This window comes from Roseimicrobium sp. ORNL1, assembly GCF_011044495.1.
Classification (GTDB): Bacteria; Verrucomicrobiota; Verrucomicrobiia; order Verrucomicrobiales; family Verrucomicrobiaceae; genus Roseimicrobium.
In genome coordinates this window covers 5,828,327-5,845,034 of the sequence record NZ_CP049143.1, presented here as the reverse complement: position 1 = coordinate 5,845,034, position 16,708 = coordinate 5,828,327, and the positions used below count along the sequence as shown (strand labels likewise).

The 16,708-nt window shown below is 59.0% G+C and carries 8 protein-coding genes; 6 read left to right on the top strand and 2 right to left on the bottom strand.

The window, feature by feature from the left end:
• Positions 1–201: 201 nt before the first annotated feature.
• Complete coding sequence (locus G5S37_RS23525) at positions 202–2,175, bottom strand: glycosyltransferase family 39 protein (RefSeq protein WP_165207268.1); 1,974 nt, start codon at positions 2,173–2,175, stop codon at positions 202–204.
• A gap of 258 nt (positions 2,176–2,433) precedes the next feature.
• On the opposite strand from G5S37_RS23525, the gene G5S37_RS23520 reads away from it, so the two are divergent.
• The 6 genes from G5S37_RS23520 (at position 2,434) to G5S37_RS23495 (ending at position 15,683) form a co-directional block, all read left to right on the top strand.
• Positions 2,434–5,583, top strand: coding sequence for a DUF1553 domain-containing protein (locus tag G5S37_RS23520; RefSeq protein WP_165207266.1), 3,150 nt, complete (start codon positions 2,434–2,436; stop codon positions 5,581–5,583).
• Positions 5,584–5,598: 15 nt separating this feature from the next.
• Positions 5,599–7,032, top strand: a complete 1,434-nt coding sequence (locus G5S37_RS23515; RefSeq protein WP_165207264.1) for a DUF1501 domain-containing protein — start codon at positions 5,599–5,601, stop codon at positions 7,030–7,032.
• Between the two features lie 134 nt (positions 7,033–7,166).
• On the top strand, positions 7,167–7,634 hold the full coding sequence (locus G5S37_RS23510) for a GxxExxY protein (RefSeq protein WP_165207262.1): 468 nt from the start codon (positions 7,167–7,169) through the stop codon (positions 7,632–7,634).
• A gap of 55 nt (positions 7,635–7,689) precedes the next feature.
• The gene (locus G5S37_RS23505; RefSeq protein ID WP_165207260.1) at positions 7,690–9,504 is read left to right on the top strand and encodes a C39 family peptidase; all 1,815 of its coding nucleotides are present in this window, start codon (positions 7,690–7,692) and stop codon (positions 9,502–9,504) included.
• Positions 9,505–9,604: 100 nt separating this feature from the next.
• Positions 9,605–10,090: a RidA family protein gene (locus G5S37_RS23500; RefSeq protein WP_165207258.1), complete on the top strand. Its 486-nt coding sequence runs from the start codon at positions 9,605–9,607 to the stop codon at positions 10,088–10,090.
• A gap of 337 nt (positions 10,091–10,427) precedes the next feature.
• On the top strand, positions 10,428–15,683 hold the full coding sequence (locus G5S37_RS23495; protein ID WP_165207256.1) for an autotransporter-associated beta strand repeat-containing protein: 5,256 nt from the start codon (positions 10,428–10,430) through the stop codon (positions 15,681–15,683).
• On the opposite strand, the gene G5S37_RS23490 is transcribed toward G5S37_RS23495, so the two are convergent.
• Positions 15,684–16,670: a TylF/MycF/NovP-related O-methyltransferase gene (locus G5S37_RS23490; protein ID WP_206026119.1), complete on the bottom strand. Its 987-nt coding sequence runs from the start codon at positions 16,668–16,670 to the stop codon at positions 15,684–15,686.
• Positions 16,671–16,708: the final 38 nt, after the last annotated feature.

Sequence of the window (16,708 nt, the reverse complement as noted above, 5' to 3'; positions counted from 1 at the left end):
GAGTGCGGGAGGAAGGAAGTGACGGTTCGAACCACTAATGGGCACTAACGAACACTAATTTTGATTCCTGAATGGAACTGATAAGTGTTGTTTCGGTCGAGGCAGTGGTAGTGCGTTCGGTTGCTTCCTTGCAAATGTTAAGCTCCGTGGGACCAATACATCTCACTGCGGATTGCCAACACAGATCCTATTAGCGTTCCGTTAGTGTTTATTAGTGGTTAGAGCCGAAGCTCCACTCCGCTTCATCCGGTACACATCCAGCGTGTGCAGCGACTCGCGTGAGGGAAAGGAAACCACGCTCTCATACTGCGCGGGATCCTCAAGCACGGCGAGGATGTCCGCGCTTTTCAGTTTCGCCAGTTCACGGAAGCCCACGACGACGTACAACTCACGTCCCGACTGAAGTGCCTTCTCCATGTAGACCTTTAGATCTGGCAGGTTTCTCGCACGGCTTTCACCCCGGGGATCGTACAGCGCGGAGAAGCGCCACAGCCAGACCACGTGGACCTTTGATGCCGTGTCTGGAGCGAAGCTCTCATGACGGGAGAGGCTGGCAGCTACAACTCCCTTGTAGTCTTCTTCGGGTTGGGTGATCAGGCTGGCATTCATGGGCCAGGTGGAGGCTCCGATGAGAAGCAGGCAAACGATCACAGCACCTGTTCGGGCCATAAGTGGAGACGGTCCTTGGGCGGCGCACTTCTTTATCAGGGAGGTGATTTCGTACAGTCCGAGAGCCACGCACAAGGAGATGAAGGGCAGGGTAAAAATGAGATACCAGGCCCGAAGCTCATCCTTGAGGATGAATTTGAAGTGCAGGGTGCAGACCACGCTAGCTCCGAGGATGGCAGACACCAGCCATGCCACTGACCGGTTGCGCCGCCACAGGGCTACGAATCCCACGGCAAACGCCAGCAGAATGATGGCGAACCCGGTCGAGGTGATGGCAGGAGACTCACGGAACAGTCGCTCCCAACTCATTTCGGATGGATTGCCGGCATTCATCTCGTGATACGAGATGCCCGTGAAGGGTTGCGTGATCAGGTTGTGGAACCAGACCTTGTCCATGGGCAGGCCTTTGATCCACAGCAGTCGTTTTCTTGCGCTTTCTATCTGTGGCAGGTGCGGCAGATAGAGCGACACGAAGACCACCGCGGCCAGCATGTTGGCGGTAGTCCAGCGCACCAGCAGCGGCAGGCGATCTTTTCGCAGCAGCATCAGCACCGCAGCAGCGACATTGAGCGCGGCCAGACCGTACATGATGCCAGCCCAGGAGTACATCAGGAGAAACTCGCCCAGGGCGAAGAGCAACCAGTCACGCCAGAGGTTCTTCTCAAGCGCATTCGTGAGCACGATCAAAAGTATGGGCATGAGAAGCAGCATGAGCGCGTACCCTCGCGCTTCCGCCGTGTACCGCACATGCCACGGATGGATGGACATCACCGCGGCCGCCAGCAGGCCCACGGTGGGGAGTCCCCATCGTCTCAGCAACAGGGCCAGCGTGACCAGGCTGCCCAAGCCGGCGATGAGAGAGGGAAGGCGAGCTGCCCATTCCACAAATGCTGTCTGGGGCTGTCCGGTCACCAGACGCCAGCCGTTCAGACACGTGCGGCTGGCAAGAGTGAAGAGCACGTGGTTGTTCGCCCCATGGCGTGCGCTGAAGAAGCTCTGACCCCAGGTGGGTTGCTCGAAGTACAAGCGGCCCTCCGGCTCGTTCTTTTCCGCAGGCCGGAAGTTGCCGTGGACATAGGTGGCCATGGCGTCTGCCTCGTCTCCCCAGAAGGAGTGGGTCATCCTTGGCAGCCGAAGCACCAGAGATCCCGCCACAATCACCCCCAGTACCAAGGCGAAAGTACGGGGGGACACCGCTGCATCATCTGGCCGGGCAAGGGAAAGAGGTGTGGGGGAGGGATAGCTCCTTTTCAGGCCGACACCCCACAGGAACGATACCGCCAGCAAGGCGCCACAGATACCCACCCGGGCCGCCGCGCCATACCAGAGCCCGGTGGAAAGGTGTTCACCGAAGGTCGGTTCCTTGCCTTCGGCGATGTGACGGGCCCAGGCGGACTTCCACGGCGGGCGCATTTCGTCGAGTTGTTCCGTAGAAACTAGCAGCACTCCCAGGAGAATCAGACGTCCAAAATTGAGGGGTGTAAGCAAAGAGCGGAAGCGGGGCATGGCAAAAGGGGGTGGCTGATGCTTGGCCAGTTTCCGATTCCGTCCAGCCGATTTTTCCCACGCGTTGACTGTTTGTGGCTGGGAAAAATGGCAATTTGCCACGTTTTTGCCTCGCGGTGCCGATGGCGGCTAGGGTCTTGAGGGCGTGTCATTTCCGGATCATTTTGCTCCTTCCGAAGGGGGTGGCAGGCTTGGTGCTTGATGCCTTGAAATACTCGGGTAGTGTCCGACCGAAATTTCCTCAAGATGCCAGTTTCTATGCGAAAACTCCTCCTCGGATTCACCGTGCTGAGCTCTGCGGTGAGTGCGTGTGCGGGAGATGGCACACCCGTCAGTTACAACTTTGAGGTAAAGCCTATCCTAGCGGAGCATTGCCTGAAGTGTCACGGGCAGGATGTGAAGCAGCGCAAGGCGGACCTGCGCCTGGATGACCGGGACAATGTTCTTGCCGCGAAGTCCATCGTGCCGGGCAAGCCGGACGAGAGTGAACTCTTCAAGCGCCTGATCACCCATGACACGGACGAGATCATGCCCCCGCCGAAGGAGCAGCGTCCGCTGACTCCGGAGCAGATTGGCACCATCCGCCGCTGGATTGAGCAGGGCGCCCCTTACGAGAAGCACTGGGCCTTCATCCCGCCGCAGAAGCCCGCCGTGCCCGAGCTCCGGAGCTACGAGTCCCGCGTGAAAGCTCCTGTAGATGCCTTTGTGCTGGCCAGGCTGGAGAAGGAAGGCATCACCCCCGCGGCAGACATCTCTCGCTCTGACTGGCTTCGTCGTGTGACCTTTGACCTCACCGGCCTGCCTCCCACACTCACGGAGCTGGATGCATTTCTGGCGGATTCGTCGCCGGAGGCGTTTGAGAAAGTGACGGATCGTCTGCTCTCCAGCGAAGCTTATGGTGAGCACATGGCCGTCGCCTGGTTGGATGTGGCTCGTTACGCGGACACGTACGGCCGGCATGAAGACCACGACTGTCTCACCTGGCCTTATCGCGACTGGGTGGTGCGCGCCTTCAACACGAACGTGCCGTATGACAAGTTCGTCCTATGGCAGACCGCCGGCGACATGATGCCCGGCGCCACACAGGACATGTATCTCGCCACGGCCTTCAACCGCCTTCCGCAGCAGAGCAATGAAGCAGGCAGTGATGAGGAGGAATTCCGCCAGGACATCATTGCGGATCGTGTGCGTACCAATGGCATCACCTTCATGGGACTCTCCCTGGAGTGCGCCCGCTGCCACGACCACAAGTATGACCCCATCTCCACGAAGGACTACTACAGCATCGCTGCCTTCCTGAACAACATCGACGAGTGCGGCCTCTACACGGTGTACACGGACTCCATCCCGGCGCCGACCATGTTCGTGTACAAGGACAAAGGTGAAGAAAAGCGGCATGCCGAAGTGCGTTTTGAGATCGCCGCCCAGGAAATCGCGAGGGCGAATCTCCTTCCGGCAGCACGCGAACGCTTCATGCAGTGGATTCGCTCCAGTGATGCCGAGGTGTCTGCTGCCAAGCCGCTGGTGAGACTCGAGTTCGAAGAGATGTCGGAGGACAAGAAGTTCGCCAATCTCGCCCAGCCCCAGTACCCCGCCACGGTGCGCCTGAAGTCCAAGATGATGCCGGGACGCAATGGCAATGGCCTGCACTTCCGTGGGGACAATCACGTGTCCATCCCGGGAGCTGGGGACTGGACGCGTACGCAAGCTTTCAGCACGTCCTTCTGGATTCAGCCCATGAAGGAAACAGCGCGTGCCGTGGTCATGCACCATTCGCGAGCGGGTCTCGATGCGGGTTCGCGTGGTTATGAAGTGCTGATTGAAGATGGGAAGCCCTCTTTCGCCCTCTGCCACTTCTGGCCAGGCAATGCCATCCGCATCCGCGCGAAGCAGAAGCTGCCGCTCAATCAGCTCACCCACATCACCGCGACCTACGACGGCTCCAGCAAGGCGAAGGGCATGCGGATGTACATCAATGGTGTCGCTGCGGATTGCGACATCGTGCGGGACAATCTCTACAAGGACATCACCTACGCCCAGATCTACATCGACAAGGACAAGGTGGAGGACTCCATGCTCGGTCTGGCAGGGCGCAAGAATGACAATTTCCTCACCGACGCCATCGTCGATGACTTCCGTCTGTACGGTTGCGAGCTCTCTCCTGTAGAAGCTCGCCTGATCGCGGGCACCGGTGGTCCGGTGGCACGCCAGGAGTGGTTCGAGTGGTACCTGCGTGAGAAGGATTCAGAGTGGAAACAGCAGACGGAAAAGCTCCAGAAGCTGCGCGACGAGGAGAATGCACTCTCCATGAAGATGCAGGAGATCATGGTCATGCGTGAAGTGCCTGAGGCGAAGCGTCGTGAGACACACATCCTGGAGCGCGGACGCTTTGATTCACCCACGGAGAAGGTCGGTCCGGACACGCCGGCCAGTGTCTTCGCCTTCCCGCCGGAGTTTCCGCGCAACCGCCTCGGCTATGCGCAGTGGCTGGTGGATCGTCGCAATCCCCTGACCGCTCGTGTGTTTGTGAATCGCATGTGGCAGCAGTTCTTTGGTCGCGGCATTTCGGGCACGAGCGAGGATTTCGGCATTCAGGGCGAATTGCCCGCCAATCCTGCATTGCTCGATTGGCTGGCCGTTTCGTTCATGGACAATGGGTGGGACGTGAAGGCCCTGGCCCGTATGCTGGTCCTCAGCGGCACGTACCGGCAGTCCAGCACTCCGGCAGATCCCGCGCTGCTCACGCGGGATCCCGACAACAAGCTTCTGGCCCGTGGCCCGCGTGTGCGTCTCACGGCCGAGGAACTGCGCGATAATGCACTGGCGGTTGCCGGATTGCTTGACAAGCGCATCGGTGGTGAGCCGGTGAAGCCCTACCAGCCGGCAGGATTGTGGGAGGACTCAGGCACCCAGCACGACTACGTTCAGAGCACGGGCAAGGACCTCTTCCGCCGCAGTGTGTACACCTTCTGGAGACGCACGCTGCCTCCGCCTTCGATGTCGGTATTTGATGCGCCCACACGTGAGTTTTGCAAGGCACGACGCGAGAAGAGCGCCACGCCCCTGCAGGCACTCGTGCTCTTCAATGATCCGCAATTCCTCGAAGCGGCTCGTGTGCTCGCCGAGAAGCTGGTGCGGGAGCATCCCAGCGATGACTGTGCCCGTGCGAAGTCTGCGTTCCGCATCCTCACAGCCAAGGAGCTGGACCCTGGCGCTTGCGACATTCTTGTGGGACTCATCAAGCAGGCTCGCGAGAATTTTGCGGCCAAGCCCGAGGAAGCCGATGCCCTTCGGCGCAAGAATGGTGAAGCTGCTGTCGACGACAAACTGAATGCCGTGGAAGTCGCCGCCACCACCATGCTCACCCGTGCCCTGCTGGCCTACGATGAGTGTGTGATGAAGCCCTAATCCCAACAGAAAGAAATGTTCTCCCGTCGTCAGCTTCTTCAGCGTGCCGGTCTTGGTTTCGGCAGCCTCGCCCTCGCGGACATGGTGTCCGCGGCGCCGAGTGCTGAAGCACCAACGTCTGCATCATTGGGTGGATTGCCGGGCTTGCCGCATTTCGCGCCGAAGGCGAAGCGGGTGATCTTCCTCTTCATGAGCGGTGGGCCCTCGCATCTGGAGAGCTTCGACTACAAGCCCTATCTGAATGAGAAGCAGGGCGTGGAGTTTCCCGAGTCCCTGCGCAAGGGCAAGATGCTGCCGGGGATGGCTGGCTCGCAGAGTTACTTCCCGCTCGTCGGCAGCCCGTACAAGTATGCCCAGCATGGGAAGAGTGGTGCCTGGGTGAGCTCCGTCTTCCCCGAAACGGCGAAGGTGGTGGACGATCTTTGTTTCGTGAAGAGCATGTTCTCGGAGGCGGTGAATCACGACCCTGCCCTGACATTTCTGCAGACAGGTTCTCCCCTCCCTGGTCGCCCGAGCATCGGTGCGTGGGTGAGCTATGGCCTCGGCACGGATAATCGCGACCTGCCGAGCTTCATCGTGCTCATCAGCAAGCGTGGCGTGGACCAGCCGCTGAGTGCCCGGCTTTGGGACAGCGGATTTCTTCCCACGCAGTATCAGGGCGTGCAGTTCCGCGCGGCGAAGGATCCGGTGCTGTATCTCAGCGAACCCGCAGGGGTCGCACGCCAGGACACGCGCAATATGCTCGATGCCCTGAACAAGTTGCACGCGCATGAGCATGCCATCAGGCAGGATGCAGCCATCAACTCGCGCATCGAGCAATATGAAATGGCCTTCCGCATGCAGGCCAGTGTGCCGGAAGTCACGGACATCAGCGGTGAGCCCGAGCACATCTACGAGATGTATGGCAAGGATGCGAAGAAGCCCGGCAGCTTCGCGGCAAATTGCATTCTGGCGCGTCGCCTTGCGGAGAAGAACGTCAAGTTCATCCAGCTCTACCACCCGGGCTGGGATCACCATGGCGGTCTGCCTCGTGACTTCGCGATGGGCGCCTCGGAGATTGACCAACCGTGTGCCGCGCTCATCAAGGACCTCAAGCAGCGCGACATGCTCAAGGATACCCTGGTGATTTGGGGTGGAGAGTTTGGTCGCACGAGCTATTCGCAGGGCAGCATTACCAAGGGAGACATCCCCAGCTTTGGTCGCGACCACCACCGTGGTTGCTTCACCTTCTGGATGGCCGGCGGCGGCATCAAGGGCGGCATGACCTATGGTGAGACGGATGAACTCGGCTACACCATCGCCCGTGACCCTGTGCATGTGAATGACTTCCACGCCACCCTGCTGCACCTGCTGGGGGTGAATCACGAACGCCTCACCTTCCGTTTCCAAGGCCGCGACTTCCGCCTGACAGACGTGGCAGGGAATGTGGTGAAACCGCTCCTGGCGTAGCTCCCCTTGCCAAAGTGCGTGGAAGTGCGGTAGGTTAGTTTGGTTTTCGGACCGCTAATTGACGCTAACGAACGCTAATGTTTGGACCTTTGTGATGGTGCCATCGATGGGCAGCTTCGGCATAATGCGCTGAAATGAAACCGGAAGATTTCGACATTCCAGAGTGCAGAGTGCCATTTGCCCAGGAAGGGTATGATCTCATGGGGGGGGCATTTGAGGTGCATCGTGAAGTCGGAGGCGGGCTGCTGGAAGATATTTACCAAGAATGCCTGGAGAATGAATTGGAGCGCAGGAGCATCCCCTTCGTGGCCAAACAGGAGATCGCGGTCTTCTATAAGGGAAGGGAATTGCGGAAACGCTACGTCCCCGATTTGTATGTGTACAACACCATTGTAGTGGAACTGAAATCCCTCAGTGCCTTGGCTTCGGACCATCAGGGGCAATTGATGAATTACATGCGACTTTCACGAAAGCCTGTGGGATATCTCATCAACTTTGGGCCAGCCAAGGAAGTTGAATGGCGCCGCCTTGTGCTCTCGGAATTCGTAGATCTTTCCAAGAGGAAGCCGATCCAGCCAAGGCAAGAGAGGAGAAGAGCCTGAATTATTAGCGTCAGTAAGCGCCCATTAGCGGTCCTCCAAAACCAATTTTTCTCCTATGCTCCGCCATCTGCTTCCCCTCCTGCTGGTCTGTGGCGTCGTGCAACTTGCCGCGCCTGCATTGTCCGCCCAATCGGAAAGCGGCAAGGTGCAGGTTAATCTTGATCCGCTGCTAACCTTTCCTGGTCTCTGGGACAAGACCCAGGAGACGGTCGGCACGGCTTTTGTGGATGCCGGGGTGAAGCAAAGTCCGGAGTTCTACTGGATTGGGCGTACCAAGGGGGCGAAGGACGTGGCGGTCTTTGACGCGAAGCCCTATGCCGATTCTGGCGCACATCTCAGCCTCTTCGCAGGCAAGGTACCGGTGGACTATGCAGGGGTGTATTTTACCGGCGGCAAGGTGAATCAACTGATCGTTCAGGTGACGCAGGAGACGCCGGATTTCGAGAAATTGCTGGCTTCGGTGCAGAGTGCTCTGGACACGTTGTTCGCTGCCACGCCTACCGCGCAAGCGCAACTCCGCGGATTCGAAGGTGAGAAAGGCATGCGCACCATGGTCTGGCGAAACGCCAACGCCATGGGCGTGCTCAGCGTGAGCAAGAACAAGAAGCTGATGCGCATTTCCTTTGCACCAGCCTCAGCTGATCCGATTCTGGTGGCTGGTTATCCCGTGCAGAAACTCATGACTGAGGATCCGAAGTTCTTTCTGAACCTCGATTCCCTCCTGGCATTGCCTGCGCTTTGGTCCCTCACCCCGGAGAGGGTGGAGAAGTTGTTTGCCACGCCGGGCGGAGACGAGTCTCCGTACTACCAGTGGCTTACGAGCGACAAGACGGGCGTGCGTTTCTCACGACATCCCTTCAGCAATGTCGAGGTGGACCTCAGTCTCTTCGATGGCGCGGTCCCGGTGGAGGAGGCGGTGGTTGAGTTCACCAAAGGGAAGGCTTCGCGTGTGTCTGTGTCTCTCTACAATCGCGGTGACAGCGGATCGGTGCAGGCGGAGGAATTCAAGCGGCGCTACCAGACGGCCGGCGTCTCCATGGGGAAGATTCTTGGAGTGCGTCCCACCGAGCGGCGTCCCAGCGCGCAATCTGCAGTGAAGATTGGCGGCTGGGCGTGGAACGCGCCGTCCGCACTGGCCGCGCTCGAGTACAATGCGGGCGCGCTGGAGGGTGGCCAGCCCGAGTTTCTCCGCCTCCGCCTCGCGGCACCGGGAGAGCGTGAGGCCTTTGCCAGCGAAACGGGACAGAGCATGCGCCGCACCGCGCTGGGAAAGGCCGAGCTCCCCCGATTCGTGAAGCGTGAGAAAAACGGTGACGTGTTCATTGGCGAGGTGCCGATGGTCGATCAGGGGGCCAAGGGATATTGCGTCGTGGCTTCTTGTCAGCGGTTGTTTAGCTATCTGCGCATCCCCTGTGACCAGCACGAGATTGCGCAAATCGCCGGCTCGGATGCGGGCAGTGGAACGAACTCCATGGACATGGAAGACGCCCTCCGGAAGATCGACAGTCGCTTCAAGGTGAACTTCAAGGCACTGGGCTACCGCCTGAGCCGGGGTGGCTATGGCGTTCCGTATGGCAATCGCATGACGGAGGTCCCCTTTGCCAAGTTCGAAAAGCAGATCGAGGACTACACCTCGAAAGGCATTCCCATGCTCTGGGCGCTTGAATTGGGGCGGTACCCCGAGGAACCAGCCAATGCCGCTCAGGCCGGTGGGGGACACATGCGGCTCATCATTGGGTACAACCAGGCGAAGCAGCAGGTAATTTTCACCGATTCCTGGGGAGCCGGCCATGAGTTGAAACGCATGAGCCTTTCGGATGCGTTCAATGCCACCCTGGCCATGTACGTCATTGAGCCGAAGGAGCATTGACCGCGAGTCCCGGAGCCGTGGCCGTTACGGCTGCTTTTCTTCGTCAGGATTGCGCACTTTCGGCTTGGAAGAAGCGGGCAGGTTTCTGTAGTCTCCTGCCATGTCCGCCGAATCCCGCATCCTTGAACTGAATCTGGAACTGCCCGCAGCACCCGTACCGGTCGCCGTCTACAAGCCCATCGTCATCGTGGGAAATCTGGCCTACATGTCCGGCCACGGCCCCTTGCGCTCGGACGGCACGCTCATCACCGGACAGGTGGGCATGGATCTGACGCTGGCCCAGGGCAAGGAAGCGGCGCGTCAGGTGGGTCTGGCGATGCTGGCCACGCTGAAGAAACAGTTCGGCACGCTGGATGCCGTGAAGCGTGTGGTGAAGCTCCTTGGCATGGTAAACTCGGCACCAGACTTCTACGATCACCCCAAGGTCATCAACGGCTGCAGTGAGCTTTTCTCGGAAGTGTGGGGCAAGGACCGCGGTATCGGAGCGCGGAGTGCCGTGGGCATGGGCCCGCTGCCAGGAAACATCGCGGTGGAGATTGAAGGCATCTTCGAACTCGACCTCCCGAAGGTGGAAATGCTGGAGTAGGACGCTCGGGAACGGAGCGTGAAGCCATGTTCCGTTTTTCGGTATTGAGGAATCCCTCCAACTCACCCGAGGCATGAATCTCGCAGTTGGAGGGAAGGTCCCTGTGGGTGGCGTTATTTCTCTATCCGTTATTCTATTTTATTGCATAACGATGGTGAGCGCGGTGCCGCTTCAGGCATAAAAGCGTCATTTCGTGTCAGATTCTGACACCTGAGCGTGTGAACGGTGGCACGCGGCATGCTTTTCAAGTCGCAAACCCCCACCTCAATTCATTCTTCATGTTGCGAAGGCAGATGCTTCGCAAAGCGGAGAGTCCATGTCTGGGGGAGACGACCCCATGCATACGCTACGAATCACAAGCCTCCGCGCTGTCAGCATCGCATGCACGCTAGCCCTTTCTGCTGCAACGGCATTTGCGCAGAGCATCTTCACCTGGGATGCCAATGGCACCACAGCCACTCAAACAAACGGCTCCGGCCAGTGGCTTGGCAGCGGTCAGTGGTGGGATGGGGCTGCAAATGTGAATTGGGATAACCTCAATCCTGTCATTGCCCAGTTCGGCATCGCAGGTGTTCCCGGTGCCACGGCGGATACGGTGACCATCACCGGTCAGGCGGTGAACGTGGCGGGCATGAATTTCCTCGGCCTGTCTGCAAGTGCCACGGCCTTGCCTTACACCATCGCTGCCGCGAGTGGTGGCTCCATTGCGTTTGCTGACAATGCCGTCATCAACGTCGCGGAGGGCTCCAGCACAGGCAGCTTCTTCATCACCTTCTCGGCGCCCATTACGGGGAACAACCTGACGATTCAAAAATCCGCCGGAACGAATTATGGATATGTCACCTTCAGTGGTGCCACCACGCTGACCGGGACGCTCACGATCAAAAACAGTTTCGGCGGTCTCTGGGTTCGCAGCACCAATGCCGCAAACTTCGCCGGAGTCTCGAGCATCGTGGTGGAGAACGGCAGCGCTTTCGCCATGAGCGGTGGCGGCACCTTCGGCCAGGCGTTCAGTCTTGCCGGATTCGGTGGCGGCACAGGCACTTATGGGGCCATCCGCCTTGATTCCTCAAACACGACCATTTCCGGCCCCATCACGCTCACTGCAGATGCTGGTATCCTCAGCAATGGACTCATCACAGGCACCGTCGTCAGCGGATCCATTGGCGGGAACTATGGATTCTCGCGATATGCCATCTTCTCGGGTGGTGTGGGCACCTTTGCGTTTACCGGGACAAATACCTACACCGGCACGACCACCTTGGGGCGCACGGCGAGCACCTACAACGGAGCCATCACCTCGATAGACTTTTCGGCCACAACGGCACCCACTGAGGACATCCTGTACCATGGAGTGACGAATGCGGGCACGTTGAGTCTTCAAGCTGGCTACAACTCGGCCACCGTACTCAATGTGGTCGGGAAGGCTGGCACGATAAATTCGCAGCGGTTCGGTGATGTGATCGTCAATGCAGGTTTCGCAGGTCAGGGCGGGCTCACGGCCATCAATCTCACCTCGGGTGCGGGAGGTTCGATGAATGTGAGCATTGGAGCCATCACCCGCACCGGTGCGAGCATGCTGGCTATCGGAGGGCCAGCAGCGGGTGTCATCAACACTACTATGGCTGATGGAATTCTTGGGCCATGGGCAACGTATCGCGATGCCTCGGGGAAGACCTCCTGGGCTCAAGTGTCCGGAGGTGTCATCACGGGAGGCTTTGCTGGCAATCTGACGCATGTGACGGGCAGCACTGTCTCCACTCTGCCTGGCTATTCGTCCGATAGCCACCTGACCATTTCCGGCAGCTCCTCCGGGAATGTCACGGTGGCCAGTGGCACCACGGATCTCAGGACCGTTTCCATGACAGACAAGTGCGATGACCGGGTGCTGGATCTCACGGGGGGCACTCTGCGACTGGGCGCCACGGCTTCTGGAGGGGGCGGCATCCAACTCGGGGCAGACGCCGGAAATCTTCTCATCACCGGTGGAACATTGACTTCCGGTGGTCCCACCGCAGATACGGCAGGCCAGATTATTGTGACCAACACCTCCGTGAAATCGCTGATCCAGATCGACTCGGCGATCACCAACAACGGGTCGGGCGCGGTCATGCTGCTCTTCAATGGTGTCACCGGCTCGAAGGTGGTTCTGGCCGGTAACAACACCTTCACCGGTGGCACCACCATTGCTTCCGGTGCGGTGGAGATGCGCAGTGGCAATGCTCTAGGCACTTCCGGGACAGTCACCGTGATGCAAAATGCGGAACTGCAGCTTTCTGGAAGCATCACCGCGAACAGAAGTTTCACCATCACCGGCAATGGACAGAACAACACTGGCGCCATTCGCAACCTCGGTGGGAACAACACCATCAATGGCACGGTGACCATCACGGCGAATACGCTCATCATGTCAGATGCCGGCACGCTGAACTTCACCTCCGGAACTAATTCGTTCACCCCCACTACCACTGGCTATAACCTGACCTTCGGTGGCGCGGGAGATACGGTGGTGAACGGGCGCATCAATTTCACGACCCAAGGCGTTGTCAAAAATGGCACCGGCATGCTCACGGTCGGAGGAAACAATACCGCCATCACCACCGGGGCATTCACCGTCAATGAAGGTGTGCTCCGCATCACCCATGTGAATGCGTTGGGTAATGCCACACAGGGCGTTACGACGGTAAACTCAGGATCTTCTTTGGAACTATTCTTCTCCACAGACAGTACTGTGGCAGAGAGCATTGTCTTCAATGGAACCGGGTTCAACAACACGGGCGCCATTCGCAATGTCTCCGGCAACAACACCTTGTCCGGTGCTCTGACCACCACGAACGCATCAGCAACAGCCGCAAACTCCATCACGGCGGATGCCGGCACGACGCTGACGATTTCCGGCTCAGTGAAAAACGGATCCAGCTCAGGCAGCAGCACGCGTCTGGTTCATTTGGGTGGGGCAGGAACCATCAACGTCACTGGTGTCATTACCAATGGGGGTGTCGCCACCGCCGTGACAACCCTAACCAAGAATGATTCGGGTACCGTGAATCTCACGGGAACGAACACCTACACCGGCCTCACCACCGTAAACAACGGCACTCTGCATCTGAACTTCGATGGTGCGGGGGCTCCCGCCTCAAACATCCTCTACAATGGCGTGACACTGAGTAGCTCCGTTGGAACGCTGGTGATGGCTGGGGCAACCTTCAAGACCACAGGCAAGACGAATAGCGTCAGCAGCCAGGCGATGGGAACGCTCACGCTGAATGCGGGCTATTCACGCATCACCGCCGTCTCGACTGGCACGGGTGCGATGAACCTCAGCTTTGGCGATATCACCCGCGCTGCAGGCGCGACCTTACGCTTCGACCCGCCTTCCAGCGGTAGCCTTAAGACGACTGCAGGTGCGGACAATGCATTGCTGGCAGTGGGAGGGGTAGCTTTCTCCACGATGGGGGCGGACGACTGGGCGGCTACCGGCGTGGCCGTGTCCGGTTCGCGCTCCATCGTGGGGCTCTCCACCATTGCGAACGGGTACACCGCCAGCACAGCCACCACGCTGGCTGGTAATGCGGATGTTGCTGCCGGGGTCACCGCCACCGCACTCTCAGGAAACACCACGTTGAGCAGCCTGCGCTTCCATCAAGCACAAGCTACCACGGTCACGGTGGGTTCAGGCAATGACCTTACTACAGGGGGGATTCTTGTATCCTCCAATGTCGGGGCGAACGACGCTGCCATTCGTGGAGGCAATCTGCGAGCCGCCACTGCCACCAGCGATTTGGTCATCATTCAAAACAACACGGCAGGTTCCCTGACGCTCTCCGGTCACCTCTACGCGCCCATCACGAAGGCCGGCGCTGGCACGCTGATTCTTGAATACAACACCGCCTACGTCGCCGGAGACTACACAGGCGACTTCCGCATTCAGGAAGGCGTGATGCAACTCGTCAAGACAACCGCCACGTCCATCTCGTATGGAACGTACTACAGCGCGAACTACATCCTGGGCAGTGGCGGCAGCAGCGCGAAGCTTGTGCTGGGAGGAACAGGCGGCAATGCCGTCGCGCTTTGGGGTGGCCTGCGCACTCAGGGAAGTGGGACCTCCAACGCTTTGGTTGGGGGAACGGCGAGCCTGGCCACCTTCCGCCATTACGTCTCCACCACGAGCGACTTCCGGAGCGGGTTCATTGGCGGCAGCGGAACCTTCGAGAACAACGTCAGCGTCATCATCGACCAGGGTACTTTGCAGTTGGGTTCATCCAATACCTACAAGGGATCCACCATTGTGAATCGAAACATCCTTGAGGTCACCAAGCTGGCGGACCGTGGCCAGGCCAGTTCCTTGGGCACGGGTGACTTCGATGCGAGTTCACACATCATCCAGATGGCCGGTCTGACCACCTCCGCGCTGAATGCCTCGGCACTGGCCACTCTTCGCTACATCGGCGATACGGACTCGGTGACAAACCGGCCCATCATCGTGACCAACACGGATACTGCCGATAGTGTCGTCTCAGTGGTTGCTGCCATTGAGAATGTGGGGAAGGGCACATTGAAGTTCACCTCCGCCTTCACAGCCGGGGGCTCGAATACCGTGCAGCGTGTGCTTCGTCTGGGCGGCACCAACACCGGAGAGAATGAGATTGTCAGTTATGCGGATGCCAGCGCCTCCATCTCCAGCAAGCTGGAAAAGGTGGGGACTGGAAGATGGGTTCTCACAGGTAACAGCACCTACACGGGCGGCACCACCATTTCGGAAGGTATACTCCAGCTCGGCAAAGGCGGCACTTCAGGCATGGTGGGCATGGGTGACGTAGCCATCAGCACCGGCGCTACTCTGGCCACGAATCGCAGTGATACCTTCAGCATCTACAACAACATCACCGGAGCGGGATCTGTGGTGGTGAACAATGCGCCCACTGGCGTGCTGGTGCTCGACAGTGTGGGCAATACCTATACCGGTGGCACGAAAGTGAATACGGGCACGCTCATGGTGAACAATGCCTATGGAGCATCAGGGACGGGAACCGGCAGTGTGTCTGTGGAGGCCTCTGGCACGCTTGCCGGCACGGGCTCCATCGCTTCCAGTGCTGGCAATTCCGTGGTGGTGCGCGGCCTTCTCAGCGTGGGCGAGCATTACACCGGAGCGGCGGATCTGCACATCACCACATCTGGAAGCGGCTCGCTGACGGTGGAGGCCTGTGGCGTGATTGCGCTCGATCTCGTCAGCGGAGCGGGTAGCGGCATGCTCAATGCTCCGGAGGAAGCAGACATGCTGGTCATCGGCGGGAATGTGCTCCTCAATGAGGGCAGCATCTTGCGTGTGCTGAATCTCAACGGGCTCGTGGATTGGGCGATTGGTGACGCCTGGCAGATCATCGATTGGAATACCCTGGGAACCACGCGTACCGGAGCTTTTACCGCGCTGGATCTGCCGACGCTCACGGAAGCTTACAAATGGGATACCAGCGCGTTGTACACTTCAGGCATCATCACCGTGGCCGATGCCGTACCTGAGCCCGGTCGCGCCATGTTGCTGGGTATCGCGTTCGCTGGCTTGGTGCTTCGTCGCCGTCGGAAACTTCTGTGATCAACGCTTGAGGAGCAAGCCCTGGCCGGTGGGCAGGGTGGCGATCATCACACCCTTGCTGGCTGCGAACTCATTGGCGGAATCGTATTGAGCTCGATAGGATGAGAAGCCGTAGTCATCGAGCAGGATGACTCCACCGGGGACCATCTTGTCCCAGAAGAACTCAAGCGCGGCACGCTCCGGCTCCGCGATATTCATATCAAGATGGAGATAGGCGACCTTGCTGATGCTCACTTCCTGTAACGTGTCCGGTACCTTGCCGCGGACCAGGCGGCAGCGAGGCCAGGGAGCGAAGTTTCGTGCCGCCGTCTCGTAACACTCTTCATAGAGCAATCCATTCTCCTCGACACGCGCGGTCCTTTCTTGAGCGGACATCTGCTCCTCCGGAATGCCCCGGTAGGTATCGAAGAGATAGAAGTCCTTCCCCAGGAAATTAAAATCCAGATAGGTGCAGATGGAAATGGAACAGATCCCGGTATTCACGCCGCACTCCACGAAGTCTCCCTCCAGTCCTGCAGCATGGCTTGCCGCCCACAAGACCATGTGCACCCGCCACTCTATGTGGATATCGAGATCGGAGCCCTTGGGGCGACCAATCTTATGTCCCGAATTCATGCCGCGCTGGTAGGCCTCCGCGAATTTCGGTGACCGGAATGCATCTGTATTCCGCGCCCAGGTAGCGAGGATGTCGTTGAAGAACGAGGGTCGCCCCATGTGCCGGCACCAAGTCAGGAATTTGTTGTGGTCCTCCCTGAATTCGGGGGGCACTTCCACGGCGTGTTCTTTGGCCTGCAATTCCCTGCGCAGGCCGTCGCATGTCTGATGCAGGGCCTGGTTTTCGCCCAGCTGAGCCTGCAGTTGCGATTGTAGAACGCCACGGTCGGCACGCGCATTATCTCGCTGCGTTTTGACGTCCGCGAGTTGCGTCTTCAATTCCTCGACCCGTGCACGAAGCACGGCGACCTTGTCATCCTGTTTGAGTCCCACGGGGCCATCATAGTGAGCCGTGGGATCGAGGCAAATGA